This window comes from Pseudoalteromonas sp. SWYJZ19 (genome assembly GCF_015864375.1).
Lineage (GTDB): Bacteria > Pseudomonadota > Gammaproteobacteria > Enterobacterales > Alteromonadaceae > Pseudoalteromonas > Pseudoalteromonas arctica.
In genome coordinates, this window is record NZ_JADYXI010000020.1 from 1 (window position 1) to 13491 (window position 13491).

Consider the following 13491-nt stretch of genomic DNA (forward strand, 5'->3'; position numbering starts at 1 on the left):
TGGCATGCAAGAGTTGCTTCGCTTCGCGATGAAAAATACGCCCTTTTTCAGTAAGCTGTAATCGGTACTTACTTCTGTCTAGTAACTCAAACCCTATTTTTTCTTCTAGATTTTTAATAGCGAGTGTAAGCGCTGGCTGTGTTTTATGTAGCTTTAGTGCTGCCCCGCTTAAGCTCGCGCTTTGCACTATGGCATCTAAAATTATTAATTGATTCAGCTTCATATAGCACTCTGCAACATTATAAGTAAAACTTATTGAGTTTCTAAAATTTAATGATTTTTATTTTATATGTTTGCAGCGTATGCTGCACTTAATTATTTTGCCATCATTGCAACGGAGAAGACATGAAACTCTTTCGTCTATGTTTATTAACAACGACTTTACTTAGCTTAATAGCCTGTTCTGAGCCAGAACAACAAGTTAAAGAAGAGCCCATTCGCCCAGTTAAATTATTCAACATAGGTCATGATTCTCAAACTAACATTCGTAGTTTTCCTGCTGAAGTTGTTGCAAACCAAGGCTCGTACCTTGCTTTTAGAGTAAATGGCGAACTTATTAAGTTTCCGGTTCTTGCTGGTGAACACGTTGAAAAAGGTGATTTATTAGCAAAGCTAGACCCAGAAGATTTTCAGCTACAGTTTGACGAGCGTAAAGCACGCTTTGAACTGGCAAAATCACAACTTGGTCGTATTGAGCAATTGTTTGAGAAAAAAATCACCAGCCAATCAGAATTAGATCAAGCCACTGCTAATATGCAAATTGCTGAATCTGCATTTAGAATTGCACAAACGAACCTTGAGTACAGTGAACTACGCGCACCATTTTCAGGCACAGTGGCTAAGGTGTTTGTTAAAAACTTTGAAAATATTCAAGCAAAGCAAAATATATTACGCTTAGAAACACGCGATTTAATGGACGTAGAAATTCAGGTTCCTGAAAAAATAGTCGCTCGCTTTAAAAAAGGCACCGATTACCACCCTACTGTAAAGTTTGATGGCTTTGACGACAAAGAATACATACTTGATATTAAAGAGTGGGATACCCAAGCAGATCCTGCAACACTTACTTATAAAGTTGTATTTTCGCTACCAGTACCTGAGGACTTTAATTTACTAGCCGGTATGACGGGTAGCGTGCTTATTGATTTAAGTAAAGTAACGCGCTCGCAAGTTGCTTATACAATCTTACCTATCGAGTCGGTGTTTTCTGAGCCGCAAGAATCAATTGAAGATAACGCCTACGTATGGCTTTTTGATTCAAAAACTAGCCAAGTGCATAAACAAGCTGTAAAGGTTGGCCAGTTGCACCGCGATGGCATTGAAGTATTAAGCGGTATTGAAGAAGGCCAAATTGTGGTTTCTGCCGGTGTGCATTCACTAAAAGAAGGCATGAAAGTAAGAGCATGGAATAAAGAGCGAGGCTTATAATTATGAGCTTTGCACAACTCTCCATAGAGAAAAAAGTAATCAGTTGGATGTTTACGCTGCTGCTATTAATTGGCGGTAGTGTGTCGTACTTTGATTTAGGGCAACTAGAAGACCCTGAGTTTACGCTTAAAAAAGCCATGGTTATTACCATGTACCCTGGCGCTTCGCCGCAGCAAGTTGAAGAAGAAGTCACTTTTCCGATTGAAAACGCGATTCAGCAATTGCCTTATGTCGATTACGTTACGTCTATTTCATCTAACGGTAAATCACAAATTTCTGTAGAAATGAAAAGCAATTATCGTAAAGAACAGCTTCGCCAAATTTGGGATGAAATGCGTCGTAAAATTAACGACCTTTCTCCGTCATTACCCAGTGGTGTTTACCCAAGCACTATTTTGGACGACTTTGCCGATGTTTACGGTGTTATGTATTCGGTAACCGGCGATGGTTATTCGTATGATGAGCTTAAAGATTACATCGATTTTTTAAAGCGCGAACTGGTATTGGTTAAAGGCGTTAGTAAAGTAACCGTTGCGGGCCAACAACAAGCGCAAGTAATGGTTGAAGTTTCTACGCGTAAACTCGCTCAATTAGGTATTGCGCCAAGCCATATATTCCAGTTATTGCAATCGCAAAATACGGTATCTAACGCGGGTAAAATTCGCGTGGGCGATGAATCAATTCGCTTGCATCCTACTGGTGAATTTAAAGATGTAAAAGAGCTCGAAACCTTATTAATTTCAAAATCAGGTGCCAATGAGCTTATTTATTTAGGCGATGTAGCAAAGGTTTACAGAGAGTACGCAGAAGTACCAAATAACATTATTCGTTATAACTCTCAGCAAGCTTTACTTATTGGCGTGTCGTTTATGTCGGGTGTTAACGTGGTTGATGTGGGTAAAAACATAGACGAGCATTTAGCATCACTTGAATATCAACGCCCTCATGGTATTCACATAAATTCGGTATACAACCAACCACAAGAGGTTCAAAAATCGGTTGATGGTTTTATTATCAGCTTACTTGAAGCCATTGCGATTGTTATTGTTGTACTGCTGTTATTTATGGGTTTAAAAAGCGGCATTTTAATTGGTGGTATTTTACTGCTTACTGTACTGGGTACGTTTATATTTATGAAGTTGTTTGCTATCGACTTGCAACGTATATCGCTTGGGGCACTTATTATTGCTCTTGGTATGCTGGTCGATAACGCAATAGTCGTCACCGAAGGCATACTGATAAACCTCAAACGTGGCCAAACAAAACTCAAAGCGGCTGTTAATATTGTTGAGCAAACAAAATGGCCTTTACTAGGTGCAACAGTTATTGCAGTAACTGCATTTGCGCCAATTGGTTTAAGCTCTGATGCCAGTGGTGAATTTGCCGGTAGCTTGTTTTGGGTGTTGTTTATTTCGCTTTTATTAAGCTGGATAACAGCCATTACGCTAACGCCATTTTTTGCCAATTTAATGTTTAAAGAAAACGAATTTAAAAACGAAGAAGGCCAAGAAGATGAAGACCCATACAAAGGCTTTATTTTTAATGGTTACAAAGCGATTTTAGATTTAGCGCTGCACTTTAGAAAAACCACGCTTATATTAATGGTTGTTTTACTGTGTACTGCGGTTATTGGTTTTGGCTCTGTAAAACAGTCGTTTTTTCCTGCCTCTAATACACCTATGTTTTATGTAGATTACTGGCAAGAGCAAGGCTCTGATATTCGATCAACCCTTGAGGGCGTTAAAAAACTTGAAGAGTTTTTACAAAAAGAAGACCTTGTTGAAGAAGTAACAAGTACAACAGGCCAAGGTGCACCGCGCTTTATGCTTACCTACGCGCCAGAAAAATCATATCCCGCGTACGGGCAATTAATTATTCGTGTTGCCGACAGAGAAGCCGTAGCAACTGTAATGCAAACAGTGCGTGATTACTCAAGCAATCATGCACTCTCTGCACAGCTTAAAATTAAACCGATGGAAATTGGCCCCTCTACTGATGCAAAAATAGAAGCACGTTTTTCGGGCCCTGATCCTGTTATTTTAAGACAACTCGCTGCTACAGCCGAAGAATTGATTGGTAGCGACGATGGCGCCTATAATATTCGTGATGACTGGCGCGCACGTACTAAAATGATTCGCCCGCAATTTAACGAGCAAAAAGCACGTCGATTAGGCATTAGTAAATCAGACTTAGACAATGTATTACTAACGAGCTTATCGGGTAAACAAGTGGGCGTATATCGCGATGGCACGCAATTGCTACCCATTATTGCTCGCTCTCCTGCTAACGAGCGCTTAAACGTAGAAAGCGTACACGACCTTCAAATATACAGCCCAGTTCTTGGTGTATTTGTACCAGTGACTCAAGTTGTAGACGAATTTGATGTGCAGTGGGAAGACAGCCTAATAATGCGCCGCGATCGCAAACGTACTATTACAGTAATGGCCGATAATAATGTATTAGGGGATGAAACACCTGCAAAACTATTTGCCCGTATTCGCGGTCCGATAGAGAACATGGAACTACCGCGTGGTTACCAACTAGAATGGGGCGGCGAGTTTGAGTCATCAAGCAAGGCGCAAAAAGCAATATTTGGCTCATTACCGCTGGGTTATTTAGCTATGTTTGCAGTAACCGTACTACTTTTTAACTCGCTCAAACAGCCACTTGTTATTTGGGCAACTGTGCCGTTGGCTATTATTGGTGTAAGCGCGGGTTTGTTAGCTATGAATGCGCCGTTTAGCTTTATGGGGCTACTTGGTTTGTTAAGCTTAAGCGGTATGCTAATTAAAAACGGTATTGTATTAGTTGATCAAATAAATCTTGAATTAAGGGAAGGTAAATCGCCCTATGAAGCCGTGTTTGACTCTGGTGTGAGCCGTGTGCGACCAGTTGCAATGGCAGCTATAACGACTATTTTGGGTATGATCCCGCTGTTATTTGACGTGTTTTTTCAGTCAATGGCGGTAACGATTATGTTTGGTTTAGGCTTTGCTACCATACTAACCCTCATTGTAGTGCCAGTACTTTACACGGTTATATTTAGAATTGATTACGAGCCACGTAAGTAGTTAAACATATAATTGGTTAACATTAAAAAATGCTACAGGCTCAAAATCCTGTGGCATTTTTATTTAATACCGATGAAAAAAGAAAGGCTACATATTTAGTTGTTAAGAAACTAACCGCAACACTTCTTATATTTTTTGCCGCTACCACATACACAAGGTGCGTTACGCTCTGGTACTTTATCAAATACTTGTGGTGTTGACTTGCTAAGCGCAAAGTCTAGTTCGCGAATATCTTCTGGTACGTCTGCTTTAACTTCAATTGAAGCAAACAGCGAATGCTCTTCTAGTATTGCTTCTATTTCTGATTGTCGTTCAGCTGAGTTTACAATTAGCGTTAACGGGTGCAACTCTGTGCCTACCTTTGCGGTACGATTTGGCGCAAATCCATTACTGTTATTTTTACCCATTATGTCGGGCTTACCCATAAAGAAAAATTTTGACATGTTACTTCTATAACCTTTCTACATTATTAAGACGGCGCATCTTAACAGCTTACCCTTCATATAACTAAGTGTACTTGTAAATAGCTTAACAACACGTCTATAAAGCAATTTTAACTTAAAAATTTAAATGGCCTGCAAAATAGGCTAACCACTATTATATACATTTACTATAAACTGATTAAGTAAATGCGATTATTATCAATATTTAAATACTCTGTACACTTAGCTTCGTTATCTAAGCACTTACCAATTAAGCGATAGGTATGCTAACTAGGGCGATAGAAATTGCCTTTAACTTTTTAGCCTCACTTATACAGAGGCAATTTATTTAAGTAGAGAAAGTCATGTTTAAAAATTTTGGATGGATAGTAGAAGCTAAACTTAATGCTGGTGAACTTGAAAACTTTAAAGCGGTGATGAATTCACAAGTTAATCGCGCACTTAATGAAGTTGGCACTAAAAATTATCAATATTATATGTCTGATGCTGGCGATGTTTTAGTTTACGAACGCTTTGCTGATGCAGACTCTTCACACGAACATATTGAAAATTGGGACGATCATTCAGCACGTTGGATGGCGGCGGCTGCACCTACACGCATGGTGCATTTAGGCGAATTACCTGATGATGTTCGTGAGCGTCATGCGGCTTTAAGCCCTCTTTGGCTAAAACCATTTGGTGGCTTTTCTCGCGAAGAAGAACAAACGAGTCAAATTAACAAAAACGGTGATACGACATTTGATAATTTTGGCTGGATTGTTGAAGCCAAGCTAAACCCTGGCCAGTTAGATGCCTTTCGTGAAGTAATGAATTCACAAGTAGAACGTGCAAAAACAGAGCCTGGTACACTAAATTACCAATATTACATGTCTGACGATGGCGATATTATGGTTTATGAGCGCTTTAGAGATTTAGAAGCATCGCATATCCACATTCAAAACTGGGATGATCATGCAGAGCGCTGGATTGCTGCAGCAACACCAACACGTATGGTTCATTTGGGTGATTTACCTAAAGAACTAACCGATAAACATGCTGCACTGTCACCACTTCTATTAAAGCCTCTAGGTGGTTTTGCAAAGTAAATATGGATAAATACTAAATTCGTAATATAGTTAAATGCCACTGACTAGACTCAGTGGCGTTTTAATATCTAACTCAATATTATGGAAAAGCCTTGGAAAACTTTAAAATTGCAGTACTAATAGCAGGCAGTCTTTTTATACTTTTTGGTTATTTACGCTTTATAACTGACGATAGTGGTAACGTGAACTTAAACAACTACCGTTTTACAGGGGGCATACTACTGGTTATTTCCGGTATGGTTGATGGCACACGCGACCTTGTTAAGCGCCTGCGCTCTAAAAACTCGTTATCGGCGATTACAATTTATTTAGGTATACTCTTATTTTATATTGGCTTTAGCATTCAATAGCTAAACATTAAGCGCTAATTTGGGCTTTATACAAGCAGCATTTTATAAGTGAATACCTGTGACCTTTAAACAACTATTCAACAGCGCCTTATTACTTTTAGTAACAGCACCTCCGCTGGTTTTACTTGCATGGGATGAACAAGCCGATCCCGCTTTTATTCCCAACGGTATATATAACACCTTAACATTTACGTTATTTCCAATAATGACGATCGTGTTATCGGTTGCTTTATTTAGGCACTTATATAAAAAATACAATAATAACTTTGAATTTAAACATACGGTTAAAGATTATATTGTTGAGCACGGGAAATTCCGTTCAGTATTTATACCAATCGGTTTACCTATTTTAATTTACTTATGGTTGTGGACGTCAGTATGTATTTCAGTAAAGTTACTGGCTAATAAATACGGCGATAATATATGGCAGCAAGAATATCAGTTACTCGAAGTAGGTACTTGCCCAACTGATTATGAATACAGTTGCGCAAAACTGACTGTACTGGATTTAAAAAGCTATAAAAAGCACACTTTTAGATGGTATTTAGATAAAGGTAGATTGGTGAGTTTGCAAAATAACAACATAAACTTAGTGGGCGTTAAAAGCCCACTTGGTAATATAGTACAAGAAATACAGTGGTAGTAGAATACCACTTAGCTGCACATTATTTTTTTAGACTGAGAATACGGTCCGAACTTGGTTTTGAGTCTGATTTAGCATTAGACGACTTGTTCTCTTTAATGCTTTTTGGCTTACCCACATACGTTGTAGAACGCTTTTGGTAAGGAGTATTACTGCGCTCATTTTTGCGCTCTCCGTTAGCGTTGCTGCGCTCAGAGTTACGATTTGTATTTCGCTCAGTACTACGCTCATTATTTCGATCACCATTATTAAAGCGTCGAGGGTTTTCGCCCTGAAAATCACGTTTTTTAGGTGCTAAAGGTGCATTATTTTCTGATTGCTTATTAGTATCAACCGAGTGCTCTTGGGTTTTGCCAGAATCAGAAATCGAATCGTTTATTTGCGCCATTTCAATATCTGACAAGTGACGCCACTGCCCTACTTTTAAACCTTTAAGTGTTACGTTCATTATGCGCGTACGTTTTAAGGTTACCACTTCGTAGCCTAAGTATTCACACATGCGGCGTATTTGACGATTTAAACCTTGAGTAAGTACTATTTTAAATTCTTTGGGGCCACTTTGCGTTACTTTACATTCTTTAGTAACGGTATCTAAGATAGGCACGCCATTCGCCATTTTTGTAACAAACTGACGATTAAGCGGTTTATCTACCGTAACAACGTATTCTTTTTCGTGATTATTGCCCGCACGTAAAATTTTATTAACGATATCGCCTTCGTTAGTTAAAAATATAAGCCCTTCAGACGGTCTATCTAAGCGCCCTATTGGGAATATACGCGTAGGATAATTTACCGCGCGAATAATATTACTTTGAATTTTACTTTCGGTAGTACACGTTATACCAACGGGTTTATTGTAGGCAATGTAAACGCGCTTTGGCGTGGCTTTAAGCGGCTTACCATCAATTAATACAACATCGGTAGCGGCTACTTTTACGCCCATTCCTGGTGAGTAGCCATTAACGCTGACACGACCTTGCTCAATATATTTATCGGCTTCGCGGCGTGAACAAAATCCTGTTTCACTAATAAATTTATTTAAACGTTTTAATTCGGTCATGGCACTTATAGCGTAGTAATTTTTAAGGCGAGTAGTGTAAACCACCCACACTATTTTTTCGCCCCTAATTTACTATTTATAGACGTTTAAGCACTAATTTTTGCTTTCGTTAATTTACGCCATACATATTCAAGCGGACCTTGATTAAAATAGCGGCTGTATATAAAGGTAAATATGAGCTGCAGCACAACTAAACCCGTTGCTACTAACCAGTAATCAATACGATCAAAACTGAGTACCCAGTGCGTAAATAGCACTTTATATAACAATAATTGCATGAGTGTTTGGCTAATATATAAAGTAAATGCTAAGCGCCCTGCTTGTTGAATAAGCGTGCCGACGTGTGCCTTGTTATTGCAAAATTTAACAATTAAATGAATATAAAGCGTAGCCATACCTAGCGCCGCAAACATATTTACAAATTCTTGCACTCCATACCCTAAGCTGCCACTAAGCTGTGATGCATAAAGCCTAACACCACAAAAAATAATGGTTATTGCAACGCAAATTATTAATTGCTGAGTCGTTAAGCCTTTACTAAAAACATCTTGTTTATATAAATAAATACCAATGAGCATAAGACCCACGCACATCCACATTATCATTATTGGCACCATAACAAGCATCAATGTGTTCATGGCGAGGTTACTAATAAAGTAATCAATATAGTGTGGGTTATATAAATCTATAAACTGTGCTGAATCGCGGTAAATCACTTCATCGGGTACGCTAGATATAACAAGCACGGTAGCTACACCCGATAACAAAATAAACTCAAGTCCTCTTTTTAAAAGTACGTTGCTATCACTCTCTAAATATTTAATAACAAACCAGCCAGATACACCGTAAACAAATAAAATATCACCTGCCCAAAGTAAAAACCCGTGCGCTAAACCAAAGAGTATTAACCAATAAAGCCTACTTTTTAATTGCACCTCAGACTTATAACGTTGCCATTGAATGTAAAGCCCGGCGCCAAAAAGCAAACTAAACAGCGTTCTAAAACGCCCATCTACAAACACGCTGCTAAAGGTGTGAATAATTGAGTCGCTAACAGGAGGATTAGTTAAAGAGGTATACCCGTATTCAAAAAGGCCGAAGGCGTAAGCATTCATGTAAACTAGGCCAAGCACGGCAACGCCGCGAATAAAGTCCATATTATAATTGCGCATTAAAGCTATTATCCGTTAAATATTATTCTTATAACTGTCAGCCCAATCGACTGACTGCTGGTAAAGTGGAGGTAGTATAGCACTATCTATATTTAGCAAAAGTACCGCTTGCTCAAGTGCCCACCAGCTTCCTGTTTCGTATGCTTTAACAACATTTAAAATATAATACAGTGTGTTTTTATCCCCTAATAATGCCGTTTTTATTTCATCAGGAAAAGGGAGCTTTTCAACAAGTAAGCTCATGGGTTGATCAAGGATTGCATCGAGCAGTGAAAATAATCCGGTTAAAAATGCTTCGCCTGGCTGGCTCTTATTAACCTTTTTTGCTAATAACTCACAAAAACGTGCGCGTACAACACACACTTGCATTAGCTCTGCCGGTTTTTTACCTGCGGTATGAGCAGTAACAATAAGGCTCACAAACTTTTTAAGGCGTTCATGCCCTAAATACACAAGCGCTTGCTTGAGTGACGATATTTGGCTTTGTATAGGAAACACACCGCTGTTTATTAAACGCAGCAATTTATATGCAAGTGCAGCATCAAGCTCAAACAGACCCGATATAGCTTTTATATCTGGACTTGTTTTCATTATTTCGGCGTAAATAGCGACGACTAAACCATAGTTATAGTCAATGTCATTTTGTTTGATCATGGTGGGTTTTGCAAAAAAATAGCCTTGAAAATAATCAAATCCCATATCAAAGGCGAGCTTGTAATCGTCTTGGGTTTCTATTTTTTCCGCTAGTATTTTTATTTGTTTATGCGCTTGTAACTTATTAATTATGGGCTGTATTTCGCTAAGAGGTGTAATTGCAATATCAAATTTAATGAGCTTCACAAGCTTTAAAAAACGATCCCACTGTGGTTTATATACAAAGTCATCGAGTGCGAGTTTGTAGTTACTATGAAATAAACCTCGGCATAGTTCATAGTTATCGTCGGTGGGTTCTATGGTTTCGAGTAACTCAATCACAACGTCTTGGCATGGTAGGAAAGCACATAAATCGAGTTTTAATGATTCTGGTCCTATATTAATAAGCGCTTTTTTGCCTGATGTAATATGGCGTGTACCTAAATTTAATTGATTTTCCATAATAAGCCTTGCTGTTGCTTGGCCTTCTGCAATATCTGGAAAATAATTTTTTGGACTATCACGAAAAAGTAGCTCATAGGCTACTACTTTTTTACTTCGATTGAATATTGCTTGCCTTGCAACAAATACAGACACATTACCTACTTCTTAGTTTTTATATAATACTAAGTAATTAAACCCTAAGCAGGTACATTTGTCACTAAACTTTAAAGTACAGCAACGATTTACCGGTATAAGGTTGTTATATAATCAGTTGCCACTTGTGGCCACGAAAAACGCATTTGCTCTGCGCTGTGCTTAATTTTATGCCACTTTTTAGGATTTTGCTTTTTAATTAAGAGAGTTTCGTCTAAACAGCTAATTAAATTACTCGTTTGCGTTGCTAACGTATCTCCATTAAAGCTAAAACCATTTTCGTGGTGTTTAACTGTATCTTTTAGTCCGCCAACACTGTGAACTAAACACGGTTGCCCCGCACGCATTGCTAGCATTTGGCTAATACCGCAAGGTTCAAATGAGCTTGGCATTAAAAATAAGTCACCTAATTGATACATTAAATCGCCAACACCTTGACCATAACCTTTCAAAAATAAAAGATTGGAATTACGTGCCATTGCTTTTGTAAATATGCTCTCGAGTTCTTTGTCACCCGAGCCTAAAACAATAAGCCTGCCGTTATATTCATTAATTACTTGGCACACTTTATCAATCGCTAAAGTTCCATTTACCTGCTGGCACAATAACAAAACCTTTTGCTCTGTAAGCCGGCCAACGCTTGTGACTAGTGGCCCATCATTAGCCACAGCTTTAAATTGTTGTAGTCGTTGATGAGCAATATAATAGCCGCTTTGTAACTGCTCGCTATTTGCCATCCAACCAAACAATGTGTTTTCTGCTTGGCTATAAAAATCAGCGATTGTAGCCTCTTCTAAAGTGTTACTTGGGTATTCACAGCCATTTAAAATACCAACAAGCTTACCTTGCCTTGCTGCGTTTTGAAGATCTTGCTCAAGCCCTTCACCACCAAAAAAACCATGCTCGTAATTGCTAGGTTCAAGTACCTCTTGGCTGTAGGTTGGTGATACAACATGTATTTTATCGCAAAGATTTATTGCACTGCGCATAGGATTAAAGCAATGAGGGTAACGCGGGTCGCATAGTTGCTGGCCATTATAACTAAGTGACGGAAACCATGCCTCTAAGCTTGAGTCGTCGTGTTTAAAAGGTCTTATACCTTGCAGTGCAATATTATGCACTGTGTAGGCAATCGGTAAGGTATTAAGTGAGCTATAACGTGGCTCAAACTTAAGTAAAACTGCAACGCAGGCGCTGTGCCAATCATGTAAATGTAGCGCTGTAGGGCGCTTTAATACACCTTGTAATAATGCTTCGCAGACAGCTGCATTAAATAGAGCAAATTTTGTGGCATCGGTTGCAAAAGGCCTCCCCGGTGCATCATTACAATATACACTACCTGATTCACTAAATAGCGGGTGGCTAATAACAATTTGGCTTACATTATTTTGGGCTTGTTGTACTTCAAAAACTGTTAATACATGCGGTTGAGCATTAAATGCAACGGTTACTTCACCTATATAAATACGCTCAAGCGGCTCAAACCCGTAGTCAGGAATAACAACGTCAACCGTTATACCTTGCTTTGCGAGCGCCCTTGGGGCATCGCGTACTACATCTGCCACACCGCCTACTTTTGCGCCTGGTAACGCGTCATTTTCTGCTGCAACCATTAATACATGCATTAATTTACTACTTCCTTTAGACCTGTGTGGGCTTGCTCATGAATGAGCAAGCTTTGTTGTCGTGCTTAATATTTAACGTATTTTACGCTAGCTTTTTATTCTCACGCGCTTGGCGCTCTAACTTTTTTGCAAGCTCAGTGAGCATATCACGGGTAACAAGAACGATGCCTTTTTTAGAGACCCTAAAGCCGTTTTCTTCATCTGTTTTTTTGTCAAAACCGATTTCAAGACCTGCAGGTATTTCACAGCTTCTATCTATTATTGCACGCTTAATTTTACAACCTCGGTTTATAACTGCACCAGGTAAAATTACCGACTGCTCAATGGTACAAAAAGAACGAACATGCACATTAGAAAACAATAAAGACTTTCTTACTGCAGAGCCCGAAATAATACACCCACCCGACACGGTAGAGTCTAATGCCATTCCGCGTCTGTCATCGTCATCAAAAATAAATTTAGCAGGTGGTAGTTGCTCTTGATATGTCCATATTGGCCACGTTGGATCGTATAAGTCGAGTTGTGGCTCTGGCATTACCAGCTCCATATTAGCTTCCCAAAACGAGTCTAGCGTACCTACATCGCGCCAATAAGGTTGCCCTTCTTGGTCTGGATCTCTAAACGGAAAAGCAAATACATTATGCTCTTCTATAATCGCCGGAATAATATCGTGGCCAAAGTCGCGGCCTGAGCCTTCATTTTCAGAATCTTTTTTAAGTTGCTCAAACAAAAATTCAGTATTAAAAATGTAATTCCCCATTGATGCTAAACAAGTACCTGGCTTACCCGGTACAGAGCTAGGCATGGCTGGTTTTTCATCAAAACGACACACTCTGTTTTGCTCATCAACGGTCATTACACCAAACGTATCTGCGGCTTCCTCTACGGGCACTTCAATACAACATACGGTCATATCAGCGCCTTTTTGCACGTGTTCAGCCAGTAAAGCACCATAGTCCATGCGATACACATGATCTCCTGATAAAATCATTACATATTTAGGCAATTCGTGACGAATAATATCTATATTTTGAAAAACTGCATCTGCGGTTCCACAGTACCAATCATCGCCTTGACGCTGAGATGCAGGGAGTATTTCAACCGACTCACCCAGCTCTTTTTTAAAGTGCCCCCACGCGCGGTTTACATGGCGAATGAGTGAATGCGACTTATATTGTGTGGCGATACCAACGCGTCTCACACCCGAGTTAATACAGTTTGATAGTGGAAAATCGATAATTCGATGCTTACCACCAAAGTAAACTGCGGGCTTTGCTCGCCAGTCGGTTAGCTCATGCAGACGAGAGCCGCGACCCCCTGCCAGTATTAACGCGTAAGTTTCTCGGGTTAAGCTACTTATGTAGCGATTTGCATAATTAGGCAT

12 protein-coding genes are annotated in these 13491 nt (G+C 39.2%); 5 read left to right on the forward strand and 7 right to left on the reverse strand.

What is annotated here, in order from left to right:
• On the reverse strand, window positions 1–223 hold a 223-nt coding region (locus tag I6F45_RS16955; protein WP_197161266.1), incomplete at its 3' end, for a LysR family transcriptional regulator.
• Between the two features lie 122 nt (window positions 224–345).
• On the opposite strand from I6F45_RS16955, the gene I6F45_RS16960 reads away from it, so the two are divergent.
• On the forward strand, window positions 346–1428 hold the full coding sequence (locus I6F45_RS16960; RefSeq protein WP_165728027.1) for an efflux RND transporter periplasmic adaptor subunit: 1083 nt from the start codon (window positions 346–348) through the stop codon (window positions 1426–1428).
• A gap of 2 nt (window positions 1429–1430) precedes the next feature.
• Window positions 1431–4499, forward strand: a complete 3069-nt coding sequence (locus I6F45_RS16965; RefSeq protein ID WP_165728028.1) for an efflux RND transporter permease subunit — start codon at window positions 1431–1433, stop codon at window positions 4497–4499.
• Window positions 4500–4609: 110 nt separating this feature from the next.
• Here the strand turns inward: I6F45_RS16965 and I6F45_RS16970 are convergent, their stop codons facing one another.
• Window positions 4610–4942, reverse strand: a complete 333-nt coding sequence (locus tag I6F45_RS16970) for a PBPRA1643 family SWIM/SEC-C metal-binding motif protein (protein WP_010552992.1) — start codon at window positions 4940–4942, stop codon at window positions 4610–4612.
• Window positions 4943–5286: 344 nt separating this feature from the next.
• Between I6F45_RS16970 and I6F45_RS16975 the strand changes: the two genes are divergently transcribed.
• From I6F45_RS16975 to I6F45_RS16985, 3 genes are all read left to right on the forward strand, one after another.
• Complete coding sequence (locus I6F45_RS16975) at window positions 5287–6027, forward strand: putative quinol monooxygenase (protein ID WP_149603664.1); 741 nt, start codon at window positions 5287–5289, stop codon at window positions 6025–6027.
• A 92-nt stretch (window positions 6028–6119) separates the two neighbouring features.
• Window positions 6120–6377, forward strand: a complete 258-nt coding sequence (locus I6F45_RS16980; protein WP_007580737.1) for a hypothetical protein — start codon at window positions 6120–6122, stop codon at window positions 6375–6377.
• 58 nt (window positions 6378–6435) lie between these two features.
• Window positions 6436–7020, forward strand: coding sequence for a hypothetical protein (locus I6F45_RS16985; RefSeq protein WP_197161269.1), 585 nt, complete (start codon window positions 6436–6438; stop codon window positions 7018–7020).
• A 22-nt stretch (window positions 7021–7042) separates the two neighbouring features.
• On the opposite strand, the gene rluF is transcribed toward I6F45_RS16985, so the two are convergent.
• The 5 genes from rluF to glgC all read right to left on the reverse strand — a co-directional run bounded on the left by rluF (window position 7043) and on the right by glgC (window position 13491).
• Complete coding sequence (gene rluF / locus I6F45_RS16990) at window positions 7043–8080, reverse strand: 23S rRNA pseudouridine(2604) synthase RluF (RefSeq protein ID WP_197161271.1); 1038 nt, start codon at window positions 8078–8080, stop codon at window positions 7043–7045.
• An 86-nt stretch (window positions 8081–8166) separates the two neighbouring features.
• Window positions 8167–9237, reverse strand: coding sequence for a DUF418 domain-containing protein (locus I6F45_RS16995; RefSeq protein ID WP_165728071.1), 1071 nt, complete (start codon window positions 9235–9237; stop codon window positions 8167–8169).
• A 30-nt stretch (window positions 9238–9267) separates the two neighbouring features.
• Window positions 9268–10482 carry an HDOD domain-containing protein gene (locus I6F45_RS17000; protein WP_165728031.1) on the reverse strand — a complete coding sequence of 405 codons (1215 nt, stop codon included), beginning with the start codon at window positions 10480–10482 and terminating at the stop codon, window positions 9268–9270.
• 89 nt (window positions 10483–10571) lie between these two features.
• On the reverse strand, window positions 10572–12107 hold the full coding sequence (locus I6F45_RS17005) for a glycogen synthase (protein ID WP_165728032.1): 1536 nt from the start codon (window positions 12105–12107) through the stop codon (window positions 10572–10574).
• Between the two features lie 82 nt (window positions 12108–12189).
• Window positions 12190–13491: a glucose-1-phosphate adenylyltransferase gene (gene glgC, locus I6F45_RS17010; protein WP_197161274.1), complete on the reverse strand. Its 1302-nt coding sequence runs from the start codon at window positions 13489–13491 to the stop codon at window positions 12190–12192.

Excerpts from the sequence above, each read along its gene's own strand:
- I6F45_RS16960 (WP_165728027.1), top strand. The coding sequence starts at position 346 with ATGAAACTCTTTCGTCTATGTTTATTAACAACGACTTTACTTAGCTTA.
- I6F45_RS16965 (WP_165728028.1), top strand. The coding sequence starts at position 1,431 with ATGAGCTTTGCACAACTCTCCATAGAGAAAAAAGTAATCAGTTGGATG.
- I6F45_RS16970 (WP_010552992.1), bottom strand. The coding sequence starts at position 4,942 with ATGTCAAAATTTTTCTTTATGGGTAAGCCCGACATAATGGGTAAAAAT.
- I6F45_RS16975 (WP_149603664.1), top strand. The coding sequence starts at position 5,287 with ATGTTTAAAAATTTTGGATGGATAGTAGAAGCTAAACTTAATGCTGGT.
- rluF (WP_197161271.1), bottom strand. The coding sequence starts at position 8,080 with ATGACCGAATTAAAACGTTTAAATAAATTTATTAGTGAAACAGGATTT.
- I6F45_RS16995 (WP_165728071.1), bottom strand. The coding sequence starts at position 9,237 with ATGGACTTTATTCGCGGCGTTGCCGTGCTTGGCCTAGTTTACATGAAT.
- I6F45_RS17005 (WP_165728032.1), bottom strand. The coding sequence starts at position 12,107 with ATGCATGTATTAATGGTTGCAGCAGAAAATGACGCGTTACCAGGCGCA.
- glgC (WP_197161274.1), bottom strand. The coding sequence starts at position 13,491 with ATGCCTAATTATGCAAATCGCTACATAAGTAGCTTAACCCGAGAAACT.